We start from the raw sequence: 24,424 nt of genomic DNA, 5'->3' as shown, positions 1-24,424 counted from the left end.
GTTTTGCCGTCGGGGCTGAAACTCACACCCCAGACTGGACCCTGATGCCCCTGCAATTCCTGAATCAGTTGCCCTGCAAGTTCCACAACGCGCTGTATTGTCATCTGATGCCGTAGCGATGGTTTTGCCGTCGGGGCTGAAACTCACACTATAGACTAAACCCTGATGCCCCTGCAATTGGTTACGCTCTTTAATATTGTCAACAATAGTATTTAGGGCATAAATAGGGCTAATGGCTGGGTATTTTTCTAAAGGACGACCATCTTTAACTATATTTTTGAGTTCTTTGCCGTTCTTAATTGCAGACACCAAAGATGGTAAAGCTTCATATTCAAATTGTCTTAAAGAATTAACTCCTGCTCGTTCTAGGTTTGTTCCCTGTAGTGCTTCTTTCTGTTCTGTTTCAGCTTTTTTTGTCGCTTCTTCTGCTTTTGTTAGGGCAGCTTGTGCCTTTTGGCGAGTTTCCTCAGCTTTTTGAGATTGAGAAATAGCTTCCCGTTGTCGTGCTGCTGCTGTTCGTGATTTTTCTTCGGCAATTTTCACACTAGCATTAGCATTTTGAATTTTGACTTCTGCTTCCTGATTTGTTTGTTTTAAAATTGCTGCTTGTTTATTTGCTGCTGCTAAAGTTTTCTTAGCTGTTGATAAACTTTTTTGTGCTTCTTGAGTTTCCTGTGTTGCTTGCAGAAGTTTAGTTTCTGCTACTTTTTTATTATTTTCTGCCTGTTTAGATATTAATTCTAGATTTTTCGTTTCTTTTGCTAATTCTTGATTTTCTTCTTGTAACTTATTTTGTTCACTTTTGGCTTTTGCAGTTTCGCTAAACTGATTTATGCCATAAACCGCAGCAATACCAGAAATTACTACTAACCCCACAGCTAACCCAGAACTTAATTTTAATCTTTTTTGCCCTTCTTTAATTTGTGCGTCAGCTTGAATTTTAGCATTTTCTACTATTTGTCTTGCTTCCTGTTCCTGTTTTAATTCAGCTTCGGCTTTAGCTAATTTCGCTAATAACTCATTTCCCTGCTGTTGACGAATAAAATCAACTAAATAATCATGCACTAATTGATATCTATCCGCAGGTGATTCTGGTAACATCAACACCAAACCCGACGCAACGAAAATATTTAAAATTAAATCCAGGTTCTCAATTCCTGTTGCTAACTGTGCTGCTAATTCAGCATGAGTTTTTAAAGGTCTTGTTCCATTTTCATCTGTGAGTAAATATAAAACTAATCTTGCTAGTTTTTCATTTTCCTCACCACAGTCTTTAATAACATCTTCTAAAAATTTTTCAACTAATTTTGCTTTACCAAATTCTCTATATTTATCTAAAGTTGTAATTTGTTCAGTTTGTAATTGTGTACCAACTATTTGTAATTCAATTGGTCTAATTTCTCCAATTTCTCCTGCTAAGTCTTTGACTAATTCATCAATTAATTCTGTTTGTAAATAAAAGCGTGTTTTTTCCGTGAGGCTTTTAATCACAGCTTTAGCGTCTGCTTTGGAAAAGTTACCCAAATAATAACGAATATCTTTATCAAGGATGTTATTATTAGTAACTGTTAAATCAACCAAACGGTCTAATTCTAATAAATAATGTAAATAATCTTCCCGCAAGGAAAGCACAATTTTCACAAAAGGAATATCTAAACAGATTCGTAAAAAATCATAAAATGGTTTTCTTTGTTTTTGGTTATTATTCACAAAGAAAAATTCTTCAAATTGATCAAATATCAAAACCGTTAATAAATTTCTTTTTTCATTATTTCGCAATTGTTGAATAATTGTATCCGTAGAGTGTAGGGGTAATTCATGAATTGTCCCTACATTTGATTTTAAAGATTCTCCTAAAATTTCTACCCAATTTGTATAAACCCGTAAAAGTATCGGTAAAACGTCACTTCCTCCAATAGTTTCTTGTTGGAGTGCAGGAATTAAACCACCTTGTAAAATGGAACTTTTACCGACTCCAGACTGTCCATGAATGACAATTAATTTATGTTCATTTCCCGCAATTTTTATCCACAACCGTTTTACATCTTCTCCTCTTCCAGAAGCGGATATTTCTTGTGCAATTGTGCCTATATTTTCAACTTCTGGATTTTCAGTATTAATAACTTTGCGTTGGGGGTTTAAATATGATGCACCAACAAAAGCCCGAAAACCATATTGTTGTTCAATTTGTAATTGTTCTTGTTTAAGATTAAAGGCTTTTAAATATTGTTTTTCTTGGAAATATAGAGAATTTAATTCTTTTAAAATAGCAATATATAATTTAGGATCATATTGAGGATGACTTTGATTTTTAGCGGTTTCTAAAGTTGGAATTGCTGTGGAAATTTCTTTTAAACCAACCTGAGAACGCGCTAGTAATAAGCGATATAAAGCAAATTCATGAGATGGTAAATTAGGAATTGAATTTAAAATGTCTAATGCTTGCTGTGCGTGTTCCTTTGCTTTTTGCCATTCTTTATTTTCTAATGCTACTTCTGCAAGAAATCCATAATTTTGACCTAACCCCCTAACTGCTTTTAATATCAGCGACTGTGGAATATTCACAATATCTTTTCTTCTAGGAGAAAGACTATTATAGGATTGCAAATATGTTTCAGCCAGAATTTCTAAATCTTCCCATGCTTTGAGATGTCTTAATATTTCCCCTAAAAGGTTGATAGCTTCAACAAATAAATCCAATCTTTCCGCTGGTCTAAATATTTCTAAAGCTTTTTGTAAATAAGTTCTAGCAGTAGCTATTGGCCAATTTTGTTGATCTTGACTATTACTTATTTCTGCTTTTCGTCTATAAGCTAAAGCTATTTTAATTAAGAGAATACCGTAACGTTCTAAATTATTATTTGCTTGCCAAAACTCTCGACTTTTCTGATAATAAACTAAGGCATCATCTACATGATCTTGTTGATATTCCCATAAACCAAAAATAAAATCTAAACCTGCTTGGATTTCTGGGTTTATGTCTTCTCCTCTGTTTTGTAAATCTCGACTTGCAGCTTCTATTTCTTTGTAAACTTGAGGAGTAGGAATAACGTCATGGTTAAAGATTTCTGCTGTTGTTTCTTGCAGTAGATTAACTAAATATTCAGTATCATTTTCAAAGTCCATGATACTACCCCAATTTTCTAAATCTGGTGCAACTCTAATTATTTTTTTGAGAATTTGATCATCTATCCAAATCAAAATAGGAAAGGGAAAGTTTTTTCTAAATTCTTCGCGGATTTGATTAGATAAACTCAAAATTCTGTCAATGTTTTGAACAGAATCTAAACCATAAATCATCAAAGCTTGTGGTTGTTCGTTTCCCAATTCTTGAGCTATATTATCATAGAGACTTTTAGCTGATTCTGGTAAGGTAATTTCTCTAATGGATATAGGAGAAACTTCTTTAAGTTGTGCTGCTATTTGCTGACGTAATTGAGCATAATTGCAGCGGAGGAAAATCAGTGATAATTGACCTTGTGAAAAATTAATTGCTCTTGATATAGTTCTGAGGGAGTTATCATTATTTTCAGGAGGACTTTCTTGATTATTCATGATGTTAATTGCTAATTTGAAACTGTTTTAATCCAGTGTACACGCAAGTATGCCATAACACCCCACCCCTAACCCCTCCCCGCAAGCGAGGAGGGGGACTGGAATTAATGTTTCATTACGCGGTGTGATGATTTATTCCATCAATTCCTTTGATTCTATCAAAATTGGATTAATATCAAACCAAGAACCTTCTTCATCTCGATATTCAAAGACAAACATACTGCGAAGTAGGATATCATATTGTTCTTCACCTCTATAGGTTTTGGTTTTCCATACTTCTTTTAATAATTCCCATTCATCAGGTGTAATTGCTAAACTTAACTCATTACAACGTTTTTTGATGACTGTTTCTACACATTTGCGAGAAAGTGGTACATCTTCCATTTGCAAACAGCGAAATAATAACATTAACAAATTACGCAAATGACCACCGCTAACTTTACAAAGTCGTTCTAATGTTTCAGGACTATCAAAAATTTTGGTAATTGAATTTTGGATTTCTTCTTCTGCATTTACTCCAGGAAAAGCTCTAGCTATGATCATTTGTTGTAGGAGTTTAATTCCTGCTTGATACTCTGTCCCATTTCTCTGTTTTATTGCTACCATTGGTAATACTTTGGGGTCTACTCCAAAGCGATTTGTTAATCTACCTAATGCGTTAGAAAATATGAGAACTAGAGGAATTGTATAAACTACATGACAGTTTAATTTATTTAACTGTTCACCCCTTTCTACAAATAAGTATTCTGGTTGATATTGACCATTTGCTTTCAGTGCGTTATCTATTCTATCGAGGTTATCAATGATGACGACTAAACCAGCTTTACCTTGTTTTTTCAGCCTTTCTTTTGCTGGTATGAGTAATTCCTTGTTAATTGATTCTAAAATGCCATTGGTGCGGGGTTCTAAAAATTGTCGTAGTTGACTACGCAGTTTGGGACTATCTTTAGTTTTGGCGGTAATTTTGCCAATACCCACAGATAATTCCGCTTCCACACCAATATCTAGGGGAGTTTGTAGAAGTTCAGCTATTTCTGTAAATAGATTTTGAAAATATCCTGGTTTGAGTTTAATTTGTGCAGATTCTAAACTTTGACTAACTTCTCTAGCTATGGCTAGTAAAATATCTGTAATATCTATATCAGCTAAATCTAAACTTTGGCTAGACTCAAAATATACTACATGAAATCCCTGTTCTTCTAATTCTGCTTTTAACCGCAGCAACTCTGTAGATTTCCCACAACCAATATGTCCTGTAAATAATTGACAAGTTGGTGATTCTGGAGAAAGCAAGGTAATAGTTCTTTTTAATTCTCTAATTATTTCTGCACCCCGCACTTCAGAAAAATCAATATAGTATTGTCTATCTTCAGCTTTGCTTTTATCAAGAGTTTTATTCGGGTTGCAAGCTTGATAAAATCTTGTTAAATCAAAAGTCATGATACATTACCTGAAATGAGCCTAATCATTGTTACTACTTCAGTAAGTATACAAGCAATGCTAAGATTAAGCGAGTAAATAGACTCCTGATCAACTAAAATGCAGGTAAATTAAAGATTTTTACATATTTTGGCGGTTAAGGATGCCCTCTCAACAAACCCTTGTAAATGTTGGGTTATGGCTTCGCCACACTTCGTGAACCTTCCTTAACGCAACTTACATAATTTTATTATTTTGAGCTTAACCGACAAGTATTGAGACTGATTTAGGGTATACAGTGTAAATGCAGAACTGCTTACCATAAGGAAATTATTAGCAAATGGTTTTTTTTAATAAAGACGAACAACTAGAAAATCTTGGTAATCAAATTTTAGGGGCAACTTGGGCAAAATTTCCGACTTTAGCACCTAATCAAATAGCACTTACTTGGGTTGTGTATGATCCTCCAGTCCCTGTTAATACAGGTGGTGCATTGACTCCCAAGGCTTTTTGGGAACACCCAGTGCGGGGATTTAGCTATCGTGGAGGAGAACGGATTTATCCTGCTAGTGTGGTGAAATTATTTTATTTGGTAGTCGTGCAAGAATGGCTAGAAAAAGGCATGAGTCACAGTTCGGGAGAATTAAACCGAGCCTTGACTGATATGATAGTCGAGTCTAGCAACGATGCTACTAGTTTAATTGTTGATATCCTCAGTGGTACTACTTCTGGTCCCCAATTAACCCCTGGACCCTTTGAAACCTGGAAATATCAGCGTCAGATTATTAACCGCTATTACCAGTCCTTGGGGTGGGAAGAAGTCAAAGCGATTAATGTCTGTCAAAAAACTTGGGGTGATGGTCCTTATGGAAGAGAAAGGGCTTTTTATGGAGAAATGTTTGAAAATCGGAATATGCTGACGACAGATGCCACTGCGAGATTATTACATAGTATCGTGGGTGGGGTGGCTGTGTCCAGTGGGCGATCGCAAACTATGATGAATTTACTCAAACGCAGTATTCAAGCTGATGCCTTACCCCAAGATGTGGAAGAAGACCAAGTTACAGGCTTCTTAGGCGGTGGATTACCGGAAAATGGTCAAATTTGGTCAAAAGCAGGTTGGACAAGCTCTGTCCGCCATGATGCGGCATATATTGAATTACCAGATCAACCTCCTTATGTGTTAGTAGTATTTACAGAAGGAAAAGAGCAAGCTAAAAACCGGGAAATTTTACCATTTGTTTCTAGCCAAATTGCAGAAGCAGTTAGCAATTTATCAAGATAATATTAGCCGTTAGTAGGGGCGAAGCATTCGGAAAATAGCCTTAGAGGTTGTTTTAAAAATCTAATTTATTACTTGCCTTGGCGACTATAAGTCGCGGCTACACAGACAAAACCCATCTTCATGGGTTTCAAACTCTCAATTTTTCGTTAGTCCACGAAGGTGGACTTTGTTTGTGTAGTAGCGATTTCTAATCGCCATAAACTTTTAAAACATCCTCTTAGACAAAAATGGATAATTGATAACCCGAATGCTTCGCTCTTATTAGGATGAAAACAGCAATTTATTCACCAATCACCAATCACCAATTACCAATTTAAAACCTCATCCAAACTTGGCACATTTACCCAACTTCCCGAATTATGAGATTCATGGGATAAGTCCATTAATAATTGAGAATAAATCCCTTCTCGCAAAGAAGGTACAATCTCTTGATTATTAGTAATTCCCTTTACCCATTCATCAACAACACGAAGAAAAGCACAAATCCGTCCATCATGATAATGTTGAGGAAAGAGAAATTGTGACGGAATTTCTATTTTTTGTAAAGGTTCACCAGCTTGAGAACCCCAAACCCGAAAACCGTGAATATAGTCTTTTTGATTATCACTACCTAAAACCAAAGTCCCCTTATCCCCATACACTTCTATCCAATGAGTTCGAGGTGCATGAACAACTGCACTAATAGAAACTTGGCAAGGTGTACCATTTACTAATTCCAAAGATAATAGACAAGTATCATCACTATCAACTGGTTGTAATTTCCCAGTTTCTGGATTAATTCGTTCAGAAATAGCAGTAATTAAATGGGCGTTTAATTTGCCAACTGCACCAAATAACCAATTAATATAATCAAAAGCATGAGAACCTAAAGAACCTAATGCACCACCACCTTTTTCTTGAGTAGAATACCAATTCCAAGGACGAGAAGTATCAGCGCGAGAAGAACCCAACCAATCAATTTTAATTAACCGAATATTTCCTACATAATTTGTAGAAAGAAGTTGAGCAAAAAATTGCCATTCGGGAATAAAACGAAATTCAAAATCTACAGTTGCAACTACACCTTTATTTTTGGCTAATTGATATAATTCTTTAGCTTCAGTGACATTTAAAGTTATGGGTTTTTCTAATAAGAGATGTTTCCCAGCTTCTAAAACTTGTTTAGCCATTTCATAGTGTAAAAATGGCGGTGTGGAAATGCTGACAGCTTGAACTGTTGGTAAAGCTAGAACTGCTGCTAAATTGTCGCCAGCATAGGAAATATTATGAGTTGCAGCGATAGTTTGAGCTTTATTAATATCTCGATGATAAACAGCAACAACTTCTGTATTATGATGTGCTTGAAACGCGGGAATGTGAACTTTTTGAGCAAATCCCGTCCCAACAACTGCTACCCCAATCATGTTCAATTTCTGCTAAATTTACTTAATAATTGTAACCATTGATGATTATAAATAGGACTTACGCAAAATATCTCTGAAACCCTCTTTTCTTCGTGTCCTTCGTTCCTATCCCTAACGGGACGCTTCGCGAACGTGGTTCATTCCTTCATGACTTGTGCGTAAGTCCTAATAAAATCTGTAGGGGCGCAGGGTCTGCGCCCTCAATTGTAGTTGTTCGTTGGAATTTAATTGACTGAAGCTTCAGTAATACCCACCGGACAAGCGACATTAGTACCACCTAAACCGCAATAACCACCGGGGTTTTTGGCCAAATATTGCTGATGGTATTCTTCAGCGTAGTAAAATTCAGGTGCATCTAAAATTTCTGTGGTAATTTTACCATAACCTGCATCACTGATTGCTGATTGATAAGCATTTCGTGATGCTTCTGCTAGTTGTTTTTGATTCTCGGAATAGACATAAATACCTGAACGGTATTGAGTACCACTATCATTACCTTGACGCATTCCTTGGGTAGGGTTGTGGCTTTCCCAGAAAACTTTCAGTAGTTGGGAATAGGTAATTACTTTGGGGTCAAACACAACTAATACTACTTCATTATGACCTGTCATACCGCTACAAACTTCTTGATAGGTAGGGTTGGGTGTGTAACCAGCCGCATAACCTACCGCAGTGCTGTAAACTCCTGGCAATTGCCAAAATTTGCGTTCTGCACCCCAAAAACAGCCTAAACCAAACATGGCGGTTTCTAAACCTGCGGGAAAAGGTGCTTTGAGGGGGTTTTTGTTGACATAATGATTTGCAGGTACTCGCATTACTTCTTTCCGTCCTGGTAATGCTTGGTCAGATGTAGGCATAGCTGACTTTTTCCCAAATCCGAATATTCCCATTGTTTTTAATTTGTATTATGTATGATTGCTATTCTTCTTTATTGTAAAGATTTTTGTAGCTAGTTGTAGCGTGTATTCAGTTTTTAACTGATAAGTAGAGTTTCAACAATTGACAATGAACAATTGATAATTGACAATTCCCTTTTTTCTTTATGAGGAGAGGCTTTCAATTATCAATTGCCAATTATCAACTTAATGGCTTAATATTTGCCTGTAAATACTCGCTGTGCAGGTCCTGTCATGTAGATGCGTTGGTCAATTTCTGACCATTCAATTTCTAGGAGTCCACCGGGTAATTCGATAGTTGCAGTGCGATCGCATTTATCGTTCAATACTCCAGCTACCAAGGATGCACAAGCACCTGTTCCACAAGCTAGGGTGATTCCTGCCCCCCGTTCCCAAACGCGCATTTTCAAGTAGTTACGATTAACAACTTGAATAAATTCGGTGTTGGTTTTTTTAGGAAATACGGGATGATTTTCAAATTGGGGACCGATGCTTTCTAAGTTAATAGCAGCGACATCTTCGACAAAGGTGATACAGTGAGGGTTTCCCATGCTGACACAGGTAACATCCCAGGTTTTGCCGGCTACTTCCAGGGGTTGATTAATGACTTTAAATTCACTAGGTGCAAGAGTAGTGGGAATTTCCCCCGCTAATAATTGAGGTTCACCCATTTCCACTTTGACTTGACCATCATCTGTGAGTTGGGTTGTAATTACACCTGCTAAAGTATGAATACGATAGGTATCTTTGGTACGGGCAATGCCTTCTAATTCTGTCAGAAATACGGCTAAACAGCGAATCCCATTTCCACACATTTCCGGTTCTGAACCATCGGAGTTAAAAATCCGCATGGTGTAGTCAGTGCCATTTTGTCCAGGAAGTGCGAAAATAACACCATCAGCACCGATCCCAAAATGGCGATCGCACCACTGTACCGCTTTCTCTGGTGTCAATACTGGTGTCAATGAGGAACGGTTATCAATGAGGATAAAATCATTACCGAGTCCGTGATACTTAGTAAATTCGATTGCCATTTTGCTTTAAATGAATTATCAAAGATTCATTAATTTTATTAAAAAACTGGGTAATTTGTCAGTTGTTAGTGGTCAGTAGTCAGTTGTTAGTAGTTAGTTGTCAATTGTCAATTGTCAATTGTCAATTATTGGTGGTTAACTTTTACCTATAGTTCAAATAAACATGGCAAATAATCAATTTGATACTTCATTACCTAGCATTCGTCAAATACAAAAGTGTATTAAAGAAAAAATCACAGTCGAATTTCGGTTAATGACTGGTGATCTAATTACAGGTCGAATATTTTGGCAAGACCACCATTGTATATGTGTTTTTGATGGCAATAATGAGCAAATTATGGTGTGGAAACAGGCGATCGCCTATATCAAACCTTTAGGTGATATGGTATCGGAAAGAAGCTTAGTCCCCCACGATGTCCATGTTGAAGTTGCGGCTGTATAAATTTAGATACCTGGCTTCTGTGAGAGGTCAGGTAGTTAGTTATAAACTTCCAAAAAATAAATTACTCAAATAAACGAACCACGAAGACACGAAGAACACGAAGTCAAAGAGAGTTTGAGAGATATTTTGCGTAAGTCCTAATTACTTTAAACTTTTGGTTACTTAATCTTTTCCCCCTGCTTCTTCTGTCAAATTTCCCACTGATGATAAAGGTTTTCCAAGGCTGTGGCAAAATTTAGTAAAGTTGTCATACAATTACTATTCCCAGCATGACCGTAACTATTCCAAATCTCCCCAGTCTTTACGAAGCCTTCTCCACAGAAGCCAAATGGCAAAAATTTTGGGAAGACAATCAAGTTTACAAAGCTGACCCCAACCACAAAGGCGAACCATACTGCGTCGTTATCCCTCCACCTAACGTGACTGGCAGTCTGCACATGGGTCACGCCTTTGAAGGGGCTATCATTGACACCCTGGTGCGTTACCACCGCATGAAAGGACGTAACACCCTCTGGCTACCGGGAACTGACCACGCCAGCATTGCAGTGCAAACGATTTTAGAAAAGCAACTCAAAGCCGAGGGCAAAACTCGCCATGATTTAGGGCGGGAAAAGTTTCTAGAACGGGCTTGGCAATGGAAAGCAGAATCCGGTGGGACAATTATTAATCAGTTAAAACGTTTAGGTGTATCTGTTGACTGGACAAGGGAACGCTTCACATTAGATGAAGGTTTATCAAAAGCTGTTTTAGAAGCATTTATTCGCCTGCATGAAGAAGGATTAATTCATCGCAGTAACTATTTAGTCAATTGGTGTCCCGCTTCTGGTTCGGCGGTGTCTGATTTAGAAGTAGAACCCAAGGAAGTAAATGGGAATCTGTGGTATTTCCGTTATCCCCTCAGCGACGGTTCTGGCTTTCTAGAAGTGGCGACAACTCGCCCCGAAACCATGTTAGGTGATACGGGTGTGGCGGTTAACCCCAATGACGACAGATATAAACACCTGATTGGGAAAACTCTGACTTTGCCAATTATGAACCGGGAAATCCCCATTATTGGTGATGAATTGGTGGACGCAACTTTTGGGACGGGTTGCGTGAAGGTGACACCGGCACATGACCCCAATGATTTTGAAATGGGGAAACGTCATGATTTGCCGTTCATTAATATTATGAACAAGGACGGCACACTGAATGAAAATGCGGGTGAGTTTCAAGGTCAAGACCGCTTTGTGGCGCGAAAAAATGTTGTAGCTAGATTAGAGGCTGATGGCGTTTTAGTCAAAGTTGAAGAATATAAACATACAGTACCTTATAGCGATCGCGGTAAAGTCCCTGTTGAACCTCTGCTTTCTACTCAGTGGTTTGTGAAAATCCGCCCTCTGGCTGATAAAACCTTAGATTTTCTCGATACTCAAAATTCCCCCGAAATTGTTCCCCAACGTTGGTCTAAAGTTTATCGTGATTGGTTAGTAAATCTGCGTGATTGGTGTATTTCTCGTCAGTTGTGGTGGGGTCATCAAATCCCTGCTTGGTATGCTGTCAGCGAAACAGAAGGAGAAATCACCGACTCCACCCCTTATTTTGTCGCCCGCAATGAAGCAGAAGCTTTAGAAAAAGCCAAAGCCCAATTTGGGGAAGATGTGAAATTAACACAAGACCCCGATGTTTTAGATACTTGGTTTTCTTCGGGACTTTGGCCATTTTCTACTTTAGGTTGGCCGGAAGAAACCCAAGATTTAGCAACATATTACCCCACTACTACCTTAGTTACTGGTTTTGATATTATCTTTTTCTGGGTAGCCAGAATGACGATGATGGGAACACATTTTACCGGAAAAATGCCGTTTAAAACTGTGTACATTCATGGTTTAGTCAGAGATGAAAATAATAAGAAAATGTCGAAATCGGCAAATAACGGAATTGATCCTTTATTGTTGATTGCCAAATATGGAACTGATGCTTTACGCTTTACCTTAATTAAAGAAGTAGCTGGGGCTGGTCAAGATATTCGTTTAGAATATGACCGCAAAAAAGATGAATCTATCTCTGTAGAAGCTTCTCGCAATTTTGCTAATAAGTTGTGGAATGCTGCCCGATTTGTGATGATGAATTTGGATGGACAAACTCCAGTCCAATTAGGTCAACCAGTTCCTACAGAATTAAGTGATAAGTGGATTCTTTCCCGTTTTAACCAAGTTGTTAAACAAACTAATCATGACATTGATAATTATGGTTTAGGGGAAGCCGCTAAAGGACTTTATGAATTTATTTGGGGTGATTTCTGTGATTGGTATATTGAATTAGTTAAATCCAGATTACAGAAAGATGCAAATCCCGAATCTCGTAAAATTGCCCAACAAATCATTGCCTATATTTTAGAAGGGATTTTAAAATTACTCCATCCCTTTATGCCCCATATTACTGAGGAAATTTGGCAAACTCTTACTCAACAACCAACAGAAAATCCCCAACTTTTACCTTTACAGTCTTATCCTAAACCAGATTACAATCTGATTGATTCAGCATTGGAAACCCAGTTTGATTTATTAATTGGTACAATTCGCACAATTCGCAATTTACGGGCAGAAGCTGATATTAAACCAGGGGTAAAAATTACGGCTAATTTGCAAAGTGAAAGCGAAAGTGAAAGGTTTATTCTCACTGCTGGACAGGCTTATATTCAAGATTTAGCCAAAGTGGAAACTTTAACAATCGTTGATGCTAATCCTGTTGTTATTCCCGAAGAGATTGCAAAGGTTGAAGATAATAAATATTGGGGTGGAATAAAAATCATTGCTTTAACAGTTGTTGCGCTTATCAGTTTGCGAGTAGCTGTATTTGTTGGTAATACAGCACTAGATATTCCCTTCTTTGGTACTAGCTTTGAAATAATTGGGTTGGGTTATGTAGCGTGGTTTGTTGTTCGCTATTTACTCAATGCAGAAGCAAGACAAGAGTTATTTACAAAATACTTTCCACCAAGTGAACCAGTAACTGAACCAGAATTACCACCAACTGCACCCCAGGAAAAAGAAAATTCCATTGCTGGTGTTGTCGGGACTGTACAGGTAGTAATCCCCTTAAAAGGTGTTGTGGATATTGAAGTTGTCCGTGCCAAACTTGAGAAAAGCTTACAAAAAGCGGAAGCGGAAGCCCAATCTTTGACTGCTAGATTAAGTAATTCTAAGTTTGTGGATAAAGCACCCCCAGATGTGGTAAAGAGTGCTAGGGTTACATTGGCAGAAGCTGAAAAACAAGCAGAAATTTTACGCGATAGACTGCGTAGTTTAGTATAGCTGATGGTGGTTTGGGGAAAAATAAACAATTCAATATTCAAAATTTTGAATTAATTTATCCCCCATCCCCAAATGTTTTATTGGAAGTAAATTAAAATTATGCTATATCTTGCCCAAATACATAAAGATAATTTTTTAGATCAATATCAATTACGTTTATTAGTCCGTCAAGAATCAGAACATCTTTGGATTATCATTGCTGATAGCGATAGGGTGACGTTATCCATAGAAACTGCAATTCTTTTAGAAAAGGAAAACATCATGAGTAATAACTTATTGGTGTTAGTTGAACTTTCTGCGACTGGTGAAATTGAAAAAATTACAGATGCTACTAATTGGGTACTTCATCTTGTGCAAATTTATCTTGCTAATGGAATTACTCCTGATTTTCTCAAGCAAGAAGCAGAAAAAGTGGAAAATTGGCAGCAAAATTTAACTTTACAAAATCAAGATTTAGCCCGGCGTAGTTTGGAATTAGAAGCCCGTCGTGAACAAATAGAGGCTTTAGAGGAAAGCCTAAAACGCGAAAGAAATGGTAATGAACAAATTGAAGGATAAATTTATTTAACGTCAGTTGTCAGTTGTCAGTTGTCAGTTGTCAGTTGTTAGTTGTTAGTTGTCAGTTGTCAGTTGTTAGTTGTCCGTTGTCAGGAGTTCAGAAAAAAGAAAGAAAATTACCCAATCACCAATTACCAATCACCAATTACTTTCTTCTTTCTTGTAACTTGCGATAAACTGCTTTTAAATCAACTTGATGATGTGCTAAAGCTACAAGAGTATGATAAAACAAATCTGCTACTTCACCAGCGATCGCATCAGCATCATCATCTTTACAAGCCATAACTACCTCGGCGCTTTCCTCACCAATCTTTTTCAAAATCTTATTATCGCCACCAGCCAATAATTTACAGGTATAGGAATCTTCATGGGGATGATCACGGCGATCGCGGATCACGGCAAACAACTGTGATAAACTATCCCCTGGTGGTGCTACAACCTGACCATCAACTTGATGAAAACAACTACGTTCTCCAGTATGACAAGCAATATCACCCAACTGCTCCACCCCAATCAATAGAGCATCACTATCACAGTCATAACGAATACTTTGCACCTTCTGAATATGTCCAGAAGTTCCACCTTTATGCCAAAATTCCTGACGAGAACGACTCCAAAACCAAGTTTCCCCAGTTTCCAAAGTCTTTTGTAAAGATTCCTGATTCATCCAAGCCATCATTAGCACAGCCCCATCCAAATAATCTTGGACAATTGCCGGCACTAAACCTTGATGATCATAGCGAATTTTGTCCACAGGGATAGCAGATTTGAGCGATCTTAGTTCAGAAAAAGACATATCAGTTAATTTAAGTAGGTTGGCGTTAAAAATTGTCACTGGGGCAAGGGAACAGGGAACAGGGAACAGGGAACAGGAAGAGAGTTTTGGGCGATTTTACTTTTCTTCGCATACCTTTAAATTTTTCGGTTCACCTACTTACTCTCATCACAATAATTCTTTGACTCACGATACCATTTTCAGCTAATTCTGTACCATAGAAATTCTGAGCAGCTTTTCACCCTATCCTAAGAGAGAAGCTCAATTTTAATCACCACTTAATAGGAGATACCCTTGGTAAACACCTCAATTAAAACCACAAAATCACAAGAAATCTTTGCCGCTGCTCAAAACCTCATGCCCGGAGGAGTGAGTTCTCCAGTCCGCGCTTTTAAATCGGTGGGTGGACAACCCATAGTTTTCGATCATGTTAACGGCGCATATATTTGGGATGTAGACGGCAACAAATACATTGACTATGTTGGTACTTGGGGGCCAGCTATTTGTGGTCATGCTCATCCAGAAGTAATTTCCGCACTGCACACAGCCCTAGATAAAGGAACTAGCTTCGGCGCTCCTTGCGTATTAGAAAATGTATTAGCAGAAATGGTCATTGATGCTGTTCCTAGCATCGAAATGGTGAGATTTGTGAATTCTGGCACAGAAGCCTGTATGGCCGTATTACGCCTGATGCGAGCCTTTACAAACAGAGAAAAAATCATCAAATTTGAAGGTTGCTATCACGGACACGCTGATATGTTCTTGGTAAAAGCTGGTTCTGGTGTCGCTACTCTGGGTTTACCCGACTCACCAGGAGTACCCAAAGCCGTCACAGCTAGTACCTTAACTGCGCCTTTCAACGATTTAGAAGCAGTAAAAGCCTTATTTGCACAAAACCCCAACGAAATCGCTGGTGTAATTCTCGAACCCGTAGTTGGTAACGCTGGCTTCATTACCCCTGATGCCGGTTTCCTAGCTGGACTACGGGAACTTACCCAAGAAAACGGCGCACTATTAGTCTTTGATGAGGTCATGACAGGCTTCCGGATTGCTTATGGTGGCGCACAAGCAAAATTTGGCATTACTCCCGATTTAACCACCCTTGGTAAGGTAATTGGTGGTGGTTTACCAGTAGGCGCTTATGGTGGCCGCCGCGAGATCATGTCAATGGTTGCCCCCGCAGGTCCAGTTTATCAAGCTGGAACTCTATCTGGTAATCCTTTAGCGATGACAGCCGGGATTAAAACCCTAGAATTACTACGCAAACCCGGTACTTATGAGTATTTAGAACAAATTACTAAACAGTTAGCTGATGGATTGCTAAAAGTCTGCTCAGATACTGGTCATGCTGCTTGTGGCGGAAATATTAGTGCAATGTTTGGTCTGTTTTTTACTGCTGGACCAGTTAACAACTATGAAGATGCGAAAAAGGCTGATACAGCTAAATTTGGTCGTTTCCATCGCGGAATGTTAGAGCATGGTATTTATTTAGCACCGTCTCAATTTGAAGCTGGGTTTACTTCTTTGGCTCATACTCAAGAAGACATTGAACAGACATTAGCTGCTGCAAAAGATGTGCTATCTGGTCTGTAAATAGGGAATAGGGAATTATTAAAGATCAAGGTTCTCTTTCTGCTCTCTATATGACTAAGATTTGATTTTTGTATTCCTGATAAGATACGTAGGGTGCTTTAGGCAAAGTGATAACGCACCCTACAAATACTAGGATCTTTTCAAAATTCAAATACTATTGCTATAGCCCCTGCTCCTTACTCCAGAATGGAGAGCGACAACAAATACAGTTGATATGTATATATTTTCCATGAAGATTTACTAATAAATACTTAACTATCTTTACGGTTTTTGTATTACTTTGGTGAGATAATCTAGAAGAAATGAGAATGTTTATCATATTTCCAGCATAAATAACCTAGCAGAAATTTGAATTTGCTCTTAATAATGTAATAAGAGCATGATTAGCCCCGTTATCCTTCGTGCAGCGAGTTGACAGTGCATGAGCTACTGCGTAAATCCCACCTGTCCAAATCCCAAAAATTCAGCCTCTAGTCAAAGCTGTCAGGCTTGTGGCTCACAATTACTTTTGCGCGATCGCTTTCGGGTGGTCAAACCAATAGGCCAAGGTGGTTTTGGTGCAACATTTTTAGCAATTGAGGAACACCTGCCAGGAAAACCTCCTTGTGTAATTAAGCAATTACGTCCGTCAGGGACAACCCCGTACATATTGCAAATGGCGCGGGAACTGTTTAGAAGAGAGGCGGAAACACTAGGAAAAATTGGTAATCATCCACAGATACCAATGCTGCTAGATTATTTTGAAGATAATGGGCAATTTTATTTAGTTCAAGAATATATTAGCGGTTTTACTCTCCAACAAGAGGTGAAAAAAAATGGTGTTTATAGTGAGGCAGGAGTTAGACAATTTTTAAGTGAAATCATCCCGTTGCTACAATATATCCATGAGCAGCAGGTAATTCACCGAGATATTAAACCTGCTAATTTAATCCGTCGTTCTCAAGATGCCCGATTGGTATTGATTGATTTTGGTGCTGTTAAAAACCAAGTCAACCAAATTACGGCGAGTCAATCAGGACAAACGGCTTTAACAGCTTATGCAATTGGGACTCCTGGTTTTGCACCTCCAGAACAAATGGCCATGCGTCCTGTTTATTCGAGTGATATCTACGCTGTGGGAGTAACTTGTATTTATCTACTCAGTGGCAAAATTCCTAAAGATTTAGAATATAATCCCACCACAGGCGACATGATGTGGGAGCATCTAGTTGATATCAGTGATCATTTGACCACAGTATTGAAGAAAATGTTAGAGGTTTCGGTCCGTAATCGCTATCAAGTAGCACAAGATGTACTGAGAGCTTTGGATATGGAACCATATTTAGATAGTTTAGCTCAAGGTTTACTATCCAAACCATCTGGATCAGCGCCAGAACCAACACATAACAGACAAAGCAACTCAAATATTGATTTCTTTCCGCCTACAAGTAATAATCCTAATCCTTCTGTCAGTAATAAAAATGATGGTGTGGCCAAGATAGCGGCTGCAATTCGCGCTAGGAGAGAGAAGTCATCAGCAGGAAATGAATGGCAACAAAAACCAATTCAGAGAAGGGAATCTATATCTAGATCAATATCTGGAGATAGTAATAATAGTGGTGGTTCTTCTGTAGGACGCAAATTAGATTCTCAAAGTCTACTGGCTGCTTATAGTAAAGGTAGGCGTGATTTTGCTACCTATAATCTCAATCTGGTCAGTTTACCTAATGCTGATTTATCAGGAACTAATTTTCATGGGGCGCAATTGCAAAAAGCTAATCTCCAAGAAGCTAATCTTCACAATACTGATTTTGGTAGAGCTAGTTTGACGCGAACAAATTTTAAGGATGCTAATTTAACAAAGGCTTATCTGAGTCATGCTGATTTAGAAGGTGCAGACCTCAGAGGTGCGGATCTGAGTCATGCTTATCTGAGTAATGCTAATCTCCGAGGGGCTAATTTATGTGGTGCTAATCTGACTGGTGCTAAGGTAACTGATGAGCAATTGGCATTAGCTAAAACTAATTGGCTAACTGTGCGTCCTAGTGGTAAAAGGGGTTTGTTTTAAGAGGAGTCAATTGTCAGTTGTCATTCGGCACAATTGACGATTAAATGGGTTAAAGCATCAATGAGGCGATCGCTCTCCATGGGGATAATTTCATCACCATATAAGATTTGCTGCGTTATGGCAAAATGTGCTAAAGAACCAATTAACACTCTGGCGGTGGCTTCTGGATCAGGTATTTTTAGTTCTGGGTGAGATGCTAAATATTTACTAATTGTCTCAATAGCTGGTTTAGCTATAGAACGAATAAAAACTTTAGCTAACTCTGGAAAGCGCACCGATTCCCCGATTAACACGCGCTCAAATGCTAAATATTCAGGATCTGTAGTCATTTGCTCCAATGCTGTTTTTGCTAACCCCCGTAGCACAGTATAGGGTTCTCCTGCTAGGGAATACTGGCCAAAAATTGACTGAAATCGCTTTCTAGCTAATTGCTCAATCAGGGCGCTAAATAGTCCGACTTTATCATGAAAGTAACTATATACTGTTGCTTTAGAAACTCCCGCAGCTTCGGCTACTCGATCCATGCTTGTTCCTGAATAGCCATGTATCAAAAACTCCTGCATTGCTCCCTGGAGAATCTTTTCTATTTTATCTGTTGAATTTGAGCGATTAATATCCCCAGTTTTTGGGCGAACCATTTTTAAATCTTCCTGTTAAAGTTTTGATCAGAGTTGTACTTGCTGTAATGACATACAGCAGAAGTCGGAAGTCGTAAGGGTGTATCCCTGATGGGGACTGGAAGCATCAGCATTTAATATAAGGGCGTTCGCAGAGTGTGCTGGAAGCATCAGCATTCGGTGTAAGGGCGAAGCATTCGGAAAATAAACTTGGGGAAAAACCGAGAATTTGTCGCCCGAATGCTTCGCCCCTACTGGGAAAAACCGATAAATTATCGTCCGAATGCTTCGCCCCTACTTGGACAAAAACTGACTTTGTGTATAGGTTTCAATTTAGATTCTGTACCTCATTGATCTGCAATCTGCTGTAGCTGGGCTAGGTTGAGAGAATTTTAAACTAAACCGTTTAGTCTAGAATATACTATTTTCACGGAAACTGTCATCAGCTAACGATCCTACTTATTATTCCGGCATATCATCTATAAATGTTCGTTGTCATCAAAAATCTGGAATTAGTTTTGTAATCTGTAACGCAATAACTTGACTAAACTACTCCGTTAAGTTTATAGTTTTTTTAAACTAAACCGTTTAGTTTAGCTATCACGTTTTCAGGATTTTGGGGATTTGTGTTTTTTACTTCACCTTATTTAAGGATTTGTAGTTTTTTTAAACTAAACCGTTTAGTTTAGCACTGACATTTTTAGGGTAGCCGGAATTTGTGTCTTCTACCGCACTTATTTAAGGATTTGCATTTTTCATTAATTAAATTTGAAAGCACTGAAAAGGTATGCGGTTGTGCAGAACCATAAGCTACAAGGATCATTATCTTCTCAGTCCATTCTCCGATTAGCGATCGCTATAACTATGCTGGCATCTTTATCTGTAGCTAGTATCAGTATTTTTACTGTACTAAAGTTTCGGGATGTAGATCATCAAAAACCAGCAAATCCGGCGATCGCAATGCCTGAGATCAAAACAGTCACAGCCTTAGGAAGAATTGAACCAGAGGGGGAAGTGATTAAACTATCAGCGGCGATATCTGGGGAAGGGAGTCGAGTAGAGAAGATATTGGTACGAGAGGGGGAGATGGTAAAAGCTGGACAGGTAATTGCTATTTTAGATAATAGCGATCGCCTGCAAGCAGAATTAACAGAAGCCAAAGCCGAAGTACAGGTAATTCAATCTAACATAGCCCGGATTCAAGCAGGTGCTAAAAGGGGAGAAATTACCGCGCAAAAAGCCATAATTGAGAGATTAGCAGTAGAAAGCCAAGGTGACATAGATACTCAAACAGCCACTGTAGAAAAATTGCAAGCTGAATTAATCAATGCTGAAGCCGAGAATAAACGTTACCAAGAATTATATCGAGAAGGAGCAATTTCCGCTTCCCAAAAAGATAGTAAAAACTTGAACTTAGAAACGGCCAAAAAAAGCCTACAAGCTGGAAAATCACAATTAAAGCAACTGCAATTAAGTAGCCAACAAAGAATCAAAGAAGCTTCAGCCACACTAGATCAAATTTCTGAAGTGAGGAAAGTAGATGTTGAGGCTGCGATCGCCGAATTAAATCGTGCCGAAGCCGTAGTCAACAAAGCCACTATTAATCTTCAACAAGCTTATGTAAAATCTCCTCAAAATGGACAAATAATTGAAATCCACACTCGTCCAGGAGAATTAATTACTAATAATGGCATTGCTGACATTGGTAAAACGAGTCAGATGTATGTAGTTGCGGAAATTTACGAAAGTGATATTACCAAAATTATGCCAGGAAAACAGGTGCGAATAGTTGGTGATGTTTTTCCTCAAGAATTGCAGGGAGAAGTAGAACGAATAGGTTTACAGGTAAGAAAACAAAACCTGACGAATACAGATCCTTCAAGCAATATTGATAATAGGGTAATAAAAGTCCATATCCGATTAAATAAAGCTTCTAGTCAGCAAGCAGCCAACTTTACCAATATGCAAGTTAAGGTAATTATTAGTATTTAGTCAGTTGTCAGTTGTCAGTTGCTGATTAACTACTAATTAAAACGATTCTAAATCATTCTTTTTTATTTGTTTATTTATTTCTTCTTCCTTCTTCTTGTGTCCTGACTCCTATAATTCCTATGATTCCTATTTTTCAACAATTGCAACGACGCACACCATTGGGGTGGTTGCAACTTAGTCATGAAAAAAGTCGCTTACTGGTAGCAGTATCAGGAATTGCCTTTGCTGATGTTCTCATGTTTATGCAGTTAGGTTTTCAAACTGCTTTATATGATAGTAATACTCGATTACATCGGAGTTTACAAGCTGATATTATTCTGATCAGTCCTCAAGCCCGGAGTCTACAAAGTATGTCTACGTTTTCTAGAAGACGACTTTATCAAACAATGGATGTACCAGGGGTAAAATCGGCTGAGGCTATGTATTGTAACCATATTATTTGGAAGAATCCCCAAACACGCTTAGAAACAGGAGTGTTAATTATTGGTATCAATCCAGATAAACCAGCTTTTGATTTACCAGAAATAAATCAACAATTACATAAGATTAAATTACCAAATACAGTCTTATTTGATCGGGCTGCTAGAGGAGAATATCAAGAGGCTATTCAGCAAATTCAAGAAGGTAAAACTGTCACAACTGAAATTAATGGTAGTACAATTACGATTGGTGGTTTATTTAAAATAGGTGCTTCCTTTGCGGCTGATGGTAGCTTGATTACTAGTGCTAATAACTTCTCTCAAATATTTGCCAGACAACCTACAAGCAGTGTGAGTATCGGTTTAGTTAAAGTCAAGCCAGGGTATAAAATTAATGATGTTGTTGCCCAATTAAAGGCTTATCTGAAAGATGATGTAAAGGTTCTCACCCGTGGCGAATTTATTGAGTTTGAAAATAACTTTTGGAGTAGTAATTCCCCGATTGGATTTATTTTTAATCTCGGTGTATCAATGGGGTTTGTAGTTGGGGTAATTATTGTTTATCAAGTGCTTTCCACAGATGTTAATGCCCATTTGCGAGAATATGCAACATTTAAAGCTATGGGATATCGTCATTACTATTTACTGACTATAGTTTTGGAAGAAGCTTTAATTTTAGCAGCTTTGGGATTTTTCCCCGGAGTTGCTGTCTCATTAGGACTTTATCAACTCACGCGAACAGCCACTAATTTACCTATGTATATGACGATAATCCGTGGTTTACAAGTTTTATTGTTAACTATAATTATGTGTGCTATTTCGGGAGCGATCGCTACAAGTAAACTGCAATCTGCCGATCCTGCGGATATGTTTTAAATAGTTGAGTTCATATCATAGTCGGAGAAAACTAAATACACTCTACAGGAAGATGCAGATAAATAAAAGTAGATTTACATTAATCCTGGTGTGTCGAATAACTGCTTTCTATGAGGGTTTAGCTTGAATGCTAAACCTTTTTTTTTGCCATATTTAGAGTCTGAAAACACTCATATAAAGTTAGCTTAAAAAATCTTCAAAAAGCGGACAGCAGCCTCGTTGTTCATCACTCCTTAACAGCTTTTAGAATATTTATACACATCCTCCAGATAGATGAATATCAGCATCAATTAATGTAAATTAACCAACTATGGTAAACACTTGGTATATATGTAGGCTTGGTAAATCGCCAAGCCTTTTTTATGTTAAATGTAACTTTTTATCCACTAAACCCATAAAAATCTGATTTAATTCTACTTTAGGTAGTAGAACTATTTATTGAGATTGAGTAATCTTAACTTTATTAATGCCTGAAAAACGTGTATGCACCCTGAAAATAATTTCAGGGTCTTTTTTTTATTTTCAGGTAACAGGTAAACCATCAGAAAAGATTGAATTTATTTGAGAACAAAAAAATAATCAACATTATTAAATATCCGCCATATCAGATTTTCTTAAATTTGTACACACCTTAAAGGAAGATGAATCGGAATAATTTAGGGTTTAAAGTAACTGTATATGGTAAACACCTGGTATATACAAAGGCTTGGCTTAACACCCAAGCTTTTTTCATTTTTCAGGTAATTGGTTAATATGTATCTTTATCACTCTCTATCATCTTTAGGGAAATTTGGACACATCCTCCAGGAAGATGATCTGTCAGCAGAGTAGCATTAAATTAATTAAGTACGTTGTTAAGCACAGCAATTATGGAGGTTTGGTTATCACACCAAACCTTTTTTTTCGCTTTAATATGTTGAACCAGATCAATTTATTGGAAGCACTGATGAGACAGCATTACAATACTTAGTATTAAAATTATTTATTACTAATATTATGTAACGTACTTGACATTTTATCTGATGGTATGTTCATATCTTTGCAGACTAAAAATAATTCCAGAGGATATTTACGACTACACTACAGCCAAGAAAGTCTTTGTGGCTTATATAAAATATACTGTGTTACTATATACTGTCTTTACAAGTATATAGGCAGAAACATACATCAGCGTACCAACTACTTTAATTAAAGCACAACGCCTATGGGATGTCGTCTGAGAATTTTTTTAACTGATGAGGAAAAGCTCACATTAGAAGAGTTGAGAAGAGCTACAAGTATTCCTCAGCGAACGAAAGATCGCGCTCAGGTTCTACTGTTGAACGCTCGCGGATTAAAAAAACGAGCAAATTGCTCAAGGTCTAAACTGGGCGATTTCTACAGTCCGTCAGACTCTACACCGTTGGGAAAAAGATGGGTTTAGCAGGATTATGGGATGCTCCAGGTCGAGGAGGAAAACCCCGCTATTCAGAGGATGATTTAGAGTATTTGGAGAACTGTTTATTTCAAGAACCACAACAGACTTATAACTCTAAACAACTAGCCAAAAAACTAGCTTCTGAGCGACAAGTTTACTTGAGTGCTGACCGACTCCGAAGAGTTCTGAAAGAAAGGGGAAAAGTGATTAATACACGGAAAACATCTAACAATCATGAAGTCTGACAGACAAGAATAATATAGCGGTATGCACTCTTTGTGAGATACAGTCAGCCAATCGCAAACTCTGTAGGGGCGCAGGGTCTGCGCCCTCAATTGTATTGCATCAAGGGCGATAACCGCTATAGCTCTGTGCTGTTATCAACAGGTATTTAGTTTATCAGGGAATAGGAAAAAATGTTTGTGTCTTTTTCCTTGATATCTATTTTGTAGCCTGTAACTGCTTTTGAAACCCTTTGCTATTTCCGTAATACACAGTTTGAAATTTCACCTGATTTGTCTCCGGATTGTAGAGAGTATAGGTTGCTTCTCCTGGTGTTCGTCCCACATTTCCCACTCCTATGACTTGACGGGGGGTAACGGTGATTGTTTGGGGAGACAATTGACGATCTAGGGTAGTGATTTCACTGGTAATAGATCCAGCTTGTAACTGATACTGAAAAGTTAACCCAGAACGACCGCAAAACAGGTTATTTGCTTGCATTCGTGATAATCTATCTAGCATTTGAATGGGGGGCGTATCGGGGGTCAGTTCGTCATTTACACCCATTGTTGAACCAT

At 38.0% G+C, this 24,424-nt stretch carries 16 protein-coding genes and 1 pseudogene; 9 read left to right on the top strand and 8 right to left on the bottom strand.

Features of this window, described 5'->3' with window-relative positions:
• Together FJR38_RS15035 and FJR38_RS15030 are read right to left on the bottom strand one after the other, a co-directional pair.
• On the bottom strand, positions 1-3,555 hold a 3,555-nt coding region (locus FJR38_RS15035; RefSeq protein ID WP_174764019.1), incomplete at its 3' end, for a hypothetical protein.
• A 132-nt stretch (positions 3,556-3,687) separates the two neighbouring features.
• Positions 3,688-4,995, bottom strand: coding sequence for an ATP-binding protein (locus FJR38_RS15030; RefSeq protein WP_168537926.1), 1,308 nt, complete (start codon positions 4,993-4,995; stop codon positions 3,688-3,690).
• Positions 4,996-5,314: 319 nt separating this feature from the next.
• Here FJR38_RS15030 and FJR38_RS15025 point away from each other — a divergent pair, with 319 nt between their 5' ends.
• A complete protein-coding gene (locus FJR38_RS15025; protein ID WP_168499343.1) occupies positions 5,315-6,259 on the top strand; it encodes a serine hydrolase in 945 nt (314 codons plus the stop codon).
• Positions 6,260-6,564: 305 nt separating this feature from the next.
• Here FJR38_RS15025 and FJR38_RS15020 read toward each other — a convergent pair whose 3' ends face one another.
• The 3 genes from FJR38_RS15020 to dapF all read right to left on the bottom strand — a co-directional run bounded on the left by FJR38_RS15020 (position 6,565) and on the right by dapF (position 9,592).
• Positions 6,565-7,662 (bottom strand): Gfo/Idh/MocA family protein, encoded by a 1,098-nt coding sequence (locus FJR38_RS15020; protein WP_168537924.1) that lies wholly within the window; start codon positions 7,660-7,662, stop codon positions 6,565-6,567.
• 224 nt (positions 7,663-7,886) lie between these two features.
• On the bottom strand, positions 7,887-8,552 hold the full coding sequence (gene msrA, locus FJR38_RS15015; RefSeq protein WP_168537922.1) for a peptide-methionine (S)-S-oxide reductase MsrA: 666 nt from the start codon (positions 8,550-8,552) through the stop codon (positions 7,887-7,889).
• A gap of 200 nt (positions 8,553-8,752) precedes the next feature.
• Positions 8,753-9,592, bottom strand: a complete 840-nt coding sequence (dapF, locus tag FJR38_RS15010; protein ID WP_168537920.1) for a diaminopimelate epimerase — start codon at positions 9,590-9,592, stop codon at positions 8,753-8,755.
• Positions 9,593-9,755: 163 nt separating this feature from the next.
• On the opposite strand from dapF, the gene FJR38_RS15005 reads away from it, so the two are divergent.
• The 3 genes from FJR38_RS15005 (at position 9,756) to FJR38_RS14995 (ending at position 13,888) form a co-directional block, all read left to right on the top strand.
• Positions 9,756-10,034 carry an RNA chaperone Hfq gene (locus FJR38_RS15005; RefSeq protein WP_168537918.1) on the top strand — a complete coding sequence of 93 codons (279 nt, stop codon included), beginning with the start codon at positions 9,756-9,758 and terminating at the stop codon, positions 10,032-10,034.
• A 269-nt stretch (positions 10,035-10,303) separates the two neighbouring features.
• Positions 10,304-13,330 (top strand): valine--tRNA ligase, encoded by a 3,027-nt coding sequence (locus FJR38_RS15000; RefSeq protein WP_168537916.1) that lies wholly within the window; start codon positions 10,304-10,306, stop codon positions 13,328-13,330.
• Between the two features lie 99 nt (positions 13,331-13,429).
• A complete protein-coding gene (locus FJR38_RS14995) occupies positions 13,430-13,888 on the top strand; it encodes a hypothetical protein (protein WP_168537914.1) in 459 nt (152 codons plus the stop codon).
• Positions 13,889-14,033: 145 nt separating this feature from the next.
• Here FJR38_RS14995 and hisIE read toward each other — a convergent pair whose 3' ends face one another.
• Positions 14,034-14,684, bottom strand: coding sequence for a bifunctional phosphoribosyl-AMP cyclohydrolase/phosphoribosyl-ATP diphosphatase HisIE (gene hisIE / locus FJR38_RS14990; RefSeq protein WP_168499366.1), 651 nt, complete (start codon positions 14,682-14,684; stop codon positions 14,034-14,036).
• A 273-nt stretch (positions 14,685-14,957) separates the two neighbouring features.
• Between hisIE and hemL the strand changes: the two genes are divergently transcribed.
• Both hemL and FJR38_RS14980 read left to right on the top strand, forming a co-directional pair.
• A complete protein-coding gene (hemL, locus tag FJR38_RS14985; RefSeq protein WP_168499368.1) occupies positions 14,958-16,256 on the top strand; it encodes a glutamate-1-semialdehyde 2,1-aminomutase in 1,299 nt (432 codons plus the stop codon).
• Between the two features lie 421 nt (positions 16,257-16,677).
• Complete coding sequence (locus FJR38_RS14980) at positions 16,678-18,303, top strand: serine/threonine-protein kinase (protein WP_168499370.1); 1,626 nt, start codon at positions 16,678-16,680, stop codon at positions 18,301-18,303.
• 20 nt (positions 18,304-18,323) lie between these two features.
• On the opposite strand, the gene FJR38_RS14975 is transcribed toward FJR38_RS14980, so the two are convergent.
• On the bottom strand, positions 18,324-18,941 hold the full coding sequence (locus tag FJR38_RS14975; RefSeq protein WP_168495431.1) for a TetR/AcrR family transcriptional regulator: 618 nt from the start codon (positions 18,939-18,941) through the stop codon (positions 18,324-18,326).
• Positions 18,942-19,715: 774 nt separating this feature from the next.
• Between FJR38_RS14975 and FJR38_RS14970 the strand changes: the two genes are divergently transcribed.
• The 3 genes from FJR38_RS14970 to FJR38_RS14960 all read left to right on the top strand — a co-directional run bounded on the left by FJR38_RS14970 (position 19,716) and on the right by FJR38_RS14960 (position 23,869).
• A complete protein-coding gene (locus tag FJR38_RS14970; RefSeq protein ID WP_168537912.1) occupies positions 19,716-20,912 on the top strand; it encodes an ABC exporter membrane fusion protein in 1,197 nt (398 codons plus the stop codon).
• A 119-nt stretch (positions 20,913-21,031) separates the two neighbouring features.
• Positions 21,032-22,207 carry an ABC transporter permease DevC gene (gene devC / locus FJR38_RS14965; RefSeq protein ID WP_174764018.1) on the top strand — a complete coding sequence of 392 codons (1,176 nt, stop codon included), beginning with the start codon at positions 21,032-21,034 and terminating at the stop codon, positions 22,205-22,207.
• Between the two features lie 1,413 nt (positions 22,208-23,620).
• Positions 23,621-23,869, top strand: coding sequence for a helix-turn-helix domain-containing protein (locus FJR38_RS14960; protein ID WP_168537910.1), 249 nt, complete (start codon positions 23,621-23,623; stop codon positions 23,867-23,869).
• Between the two features lie 196 nt (positions 23,870-24,065).
• On the opposite strand, the pseudogene FJR38_RS28570 reads toward FJR38_RS14960, so the two are convergent.
• A pseudogene (locus FJR38_RS28570) lies at positions 24,066-24,424 on the bottom strand (metallophosphatase); the annotation flags it as partial.

It is taken from the genome of Anabaena sp. UHCC 0253 (assembly GCF_009712085.1).
Lineage (GTDB): Bacteria > Cyanobacteriota > Cyanobacteriia > Cyanobacteriales > Nostocaceae > Dolichospermum.
The sequence above is the reverse complement of the archived record's forward strand: the minus strand, read 5'-3'. Positions and strand labels throughout refer to the sequence as shown.

Excerpts from the sequence above, each read along its gene's own strand:
- FJR38_RS15030 (WP_168537926.1), bottom strand. The coding sequence starts at position 4,995 with ATGACTTTTGATTTAACAAGATTTTATCAAGCTTGCAACCCGAATAAA.
- FJR38_RS15025 (WP_168499343.1), top strand. The coding sequence starts at position 5,315 with ATGGTTTTTTTTAATAAAGACGAACAACTAGAAAATCTTGGTAATCAA.
- FJR38_RS15020 (WP_168537924.1), bottom strand. The coding sequence starts at position 7,662 with ATGATTGGGGTAGCAGTTGTTGGGACGGGATTTGCTCAAAAAGTTCAC.
- msrA (WP_168537922.1), bottom strand. The coding sequence starts at position 8,552 with ATGGGAATATTCGGATTTGGGAAAAAGTCAGCTATGCCTACATCTGAC.
- dapF (WP_168537920.1), bottom strand. The coding sequence starts at position 9,592 with ATGGCAATCGAATTTACTAAGTATCACGGACTCGGTAATGATTTTATC.
- FJR38_RS15005 (WP_168537918.1), top strand. The coding sequence starts at position 9,756 with ATGGCAAATAATCAATTTGATACTTCATTACCTAGCATTCGTCAAATA.
- FJR38_RS15000 (WP_168537916.1), top strand. The coding sequence starts at position 10,304 with ATGACCGTAACTATTCCAAATCTCCCCAGTCTTTACGAAGCCTTCTCC.
- FJR38_RS14995 (WP_168537914.1), top strand. The coding sequence starts at position 13,430 with ATGCTATATCTTGCCCAAATACATAAAGATAATTTTTTAGATCAATAT.
- hisIE (WP_168499366.1), bottom strand. The coding sequence starts at position 14,684 with ATGTCTTTTTCTGAACTAAGATCGCTCAAATCTGCTATCCCTGTGGAC.
- FJR38_RS14980 (WP_168499370.1), top strand. The coding sequence starts at position 16,678 with ATGAGCTACTGCGTAAATCCCACCTGTCCAAATCCCAAAAATTCAGCC.
- FJR38_RS14975 (WP_168495431.1), bottom strand. The coding sequence starts at position 18,941 with ATGGTTCGCCCAAAAACTGGGGATATTAATCGCTCAAATTCAACAGAT.
- devC (WP_174764018.1), top strand. The coding sequence starts at position 21,032 with ATGATTCCTATTTTTCAACAATTGCAACGACGCACACCATTGGGGTGG.
- FJR38_RS14960 (WP_168537910.1), top strand. The coding sequence starts at position 23,621 with ATGGGTTTAGCAGGATTATGGGATGCTCCAGGTCGAGGAGGAAAACCC.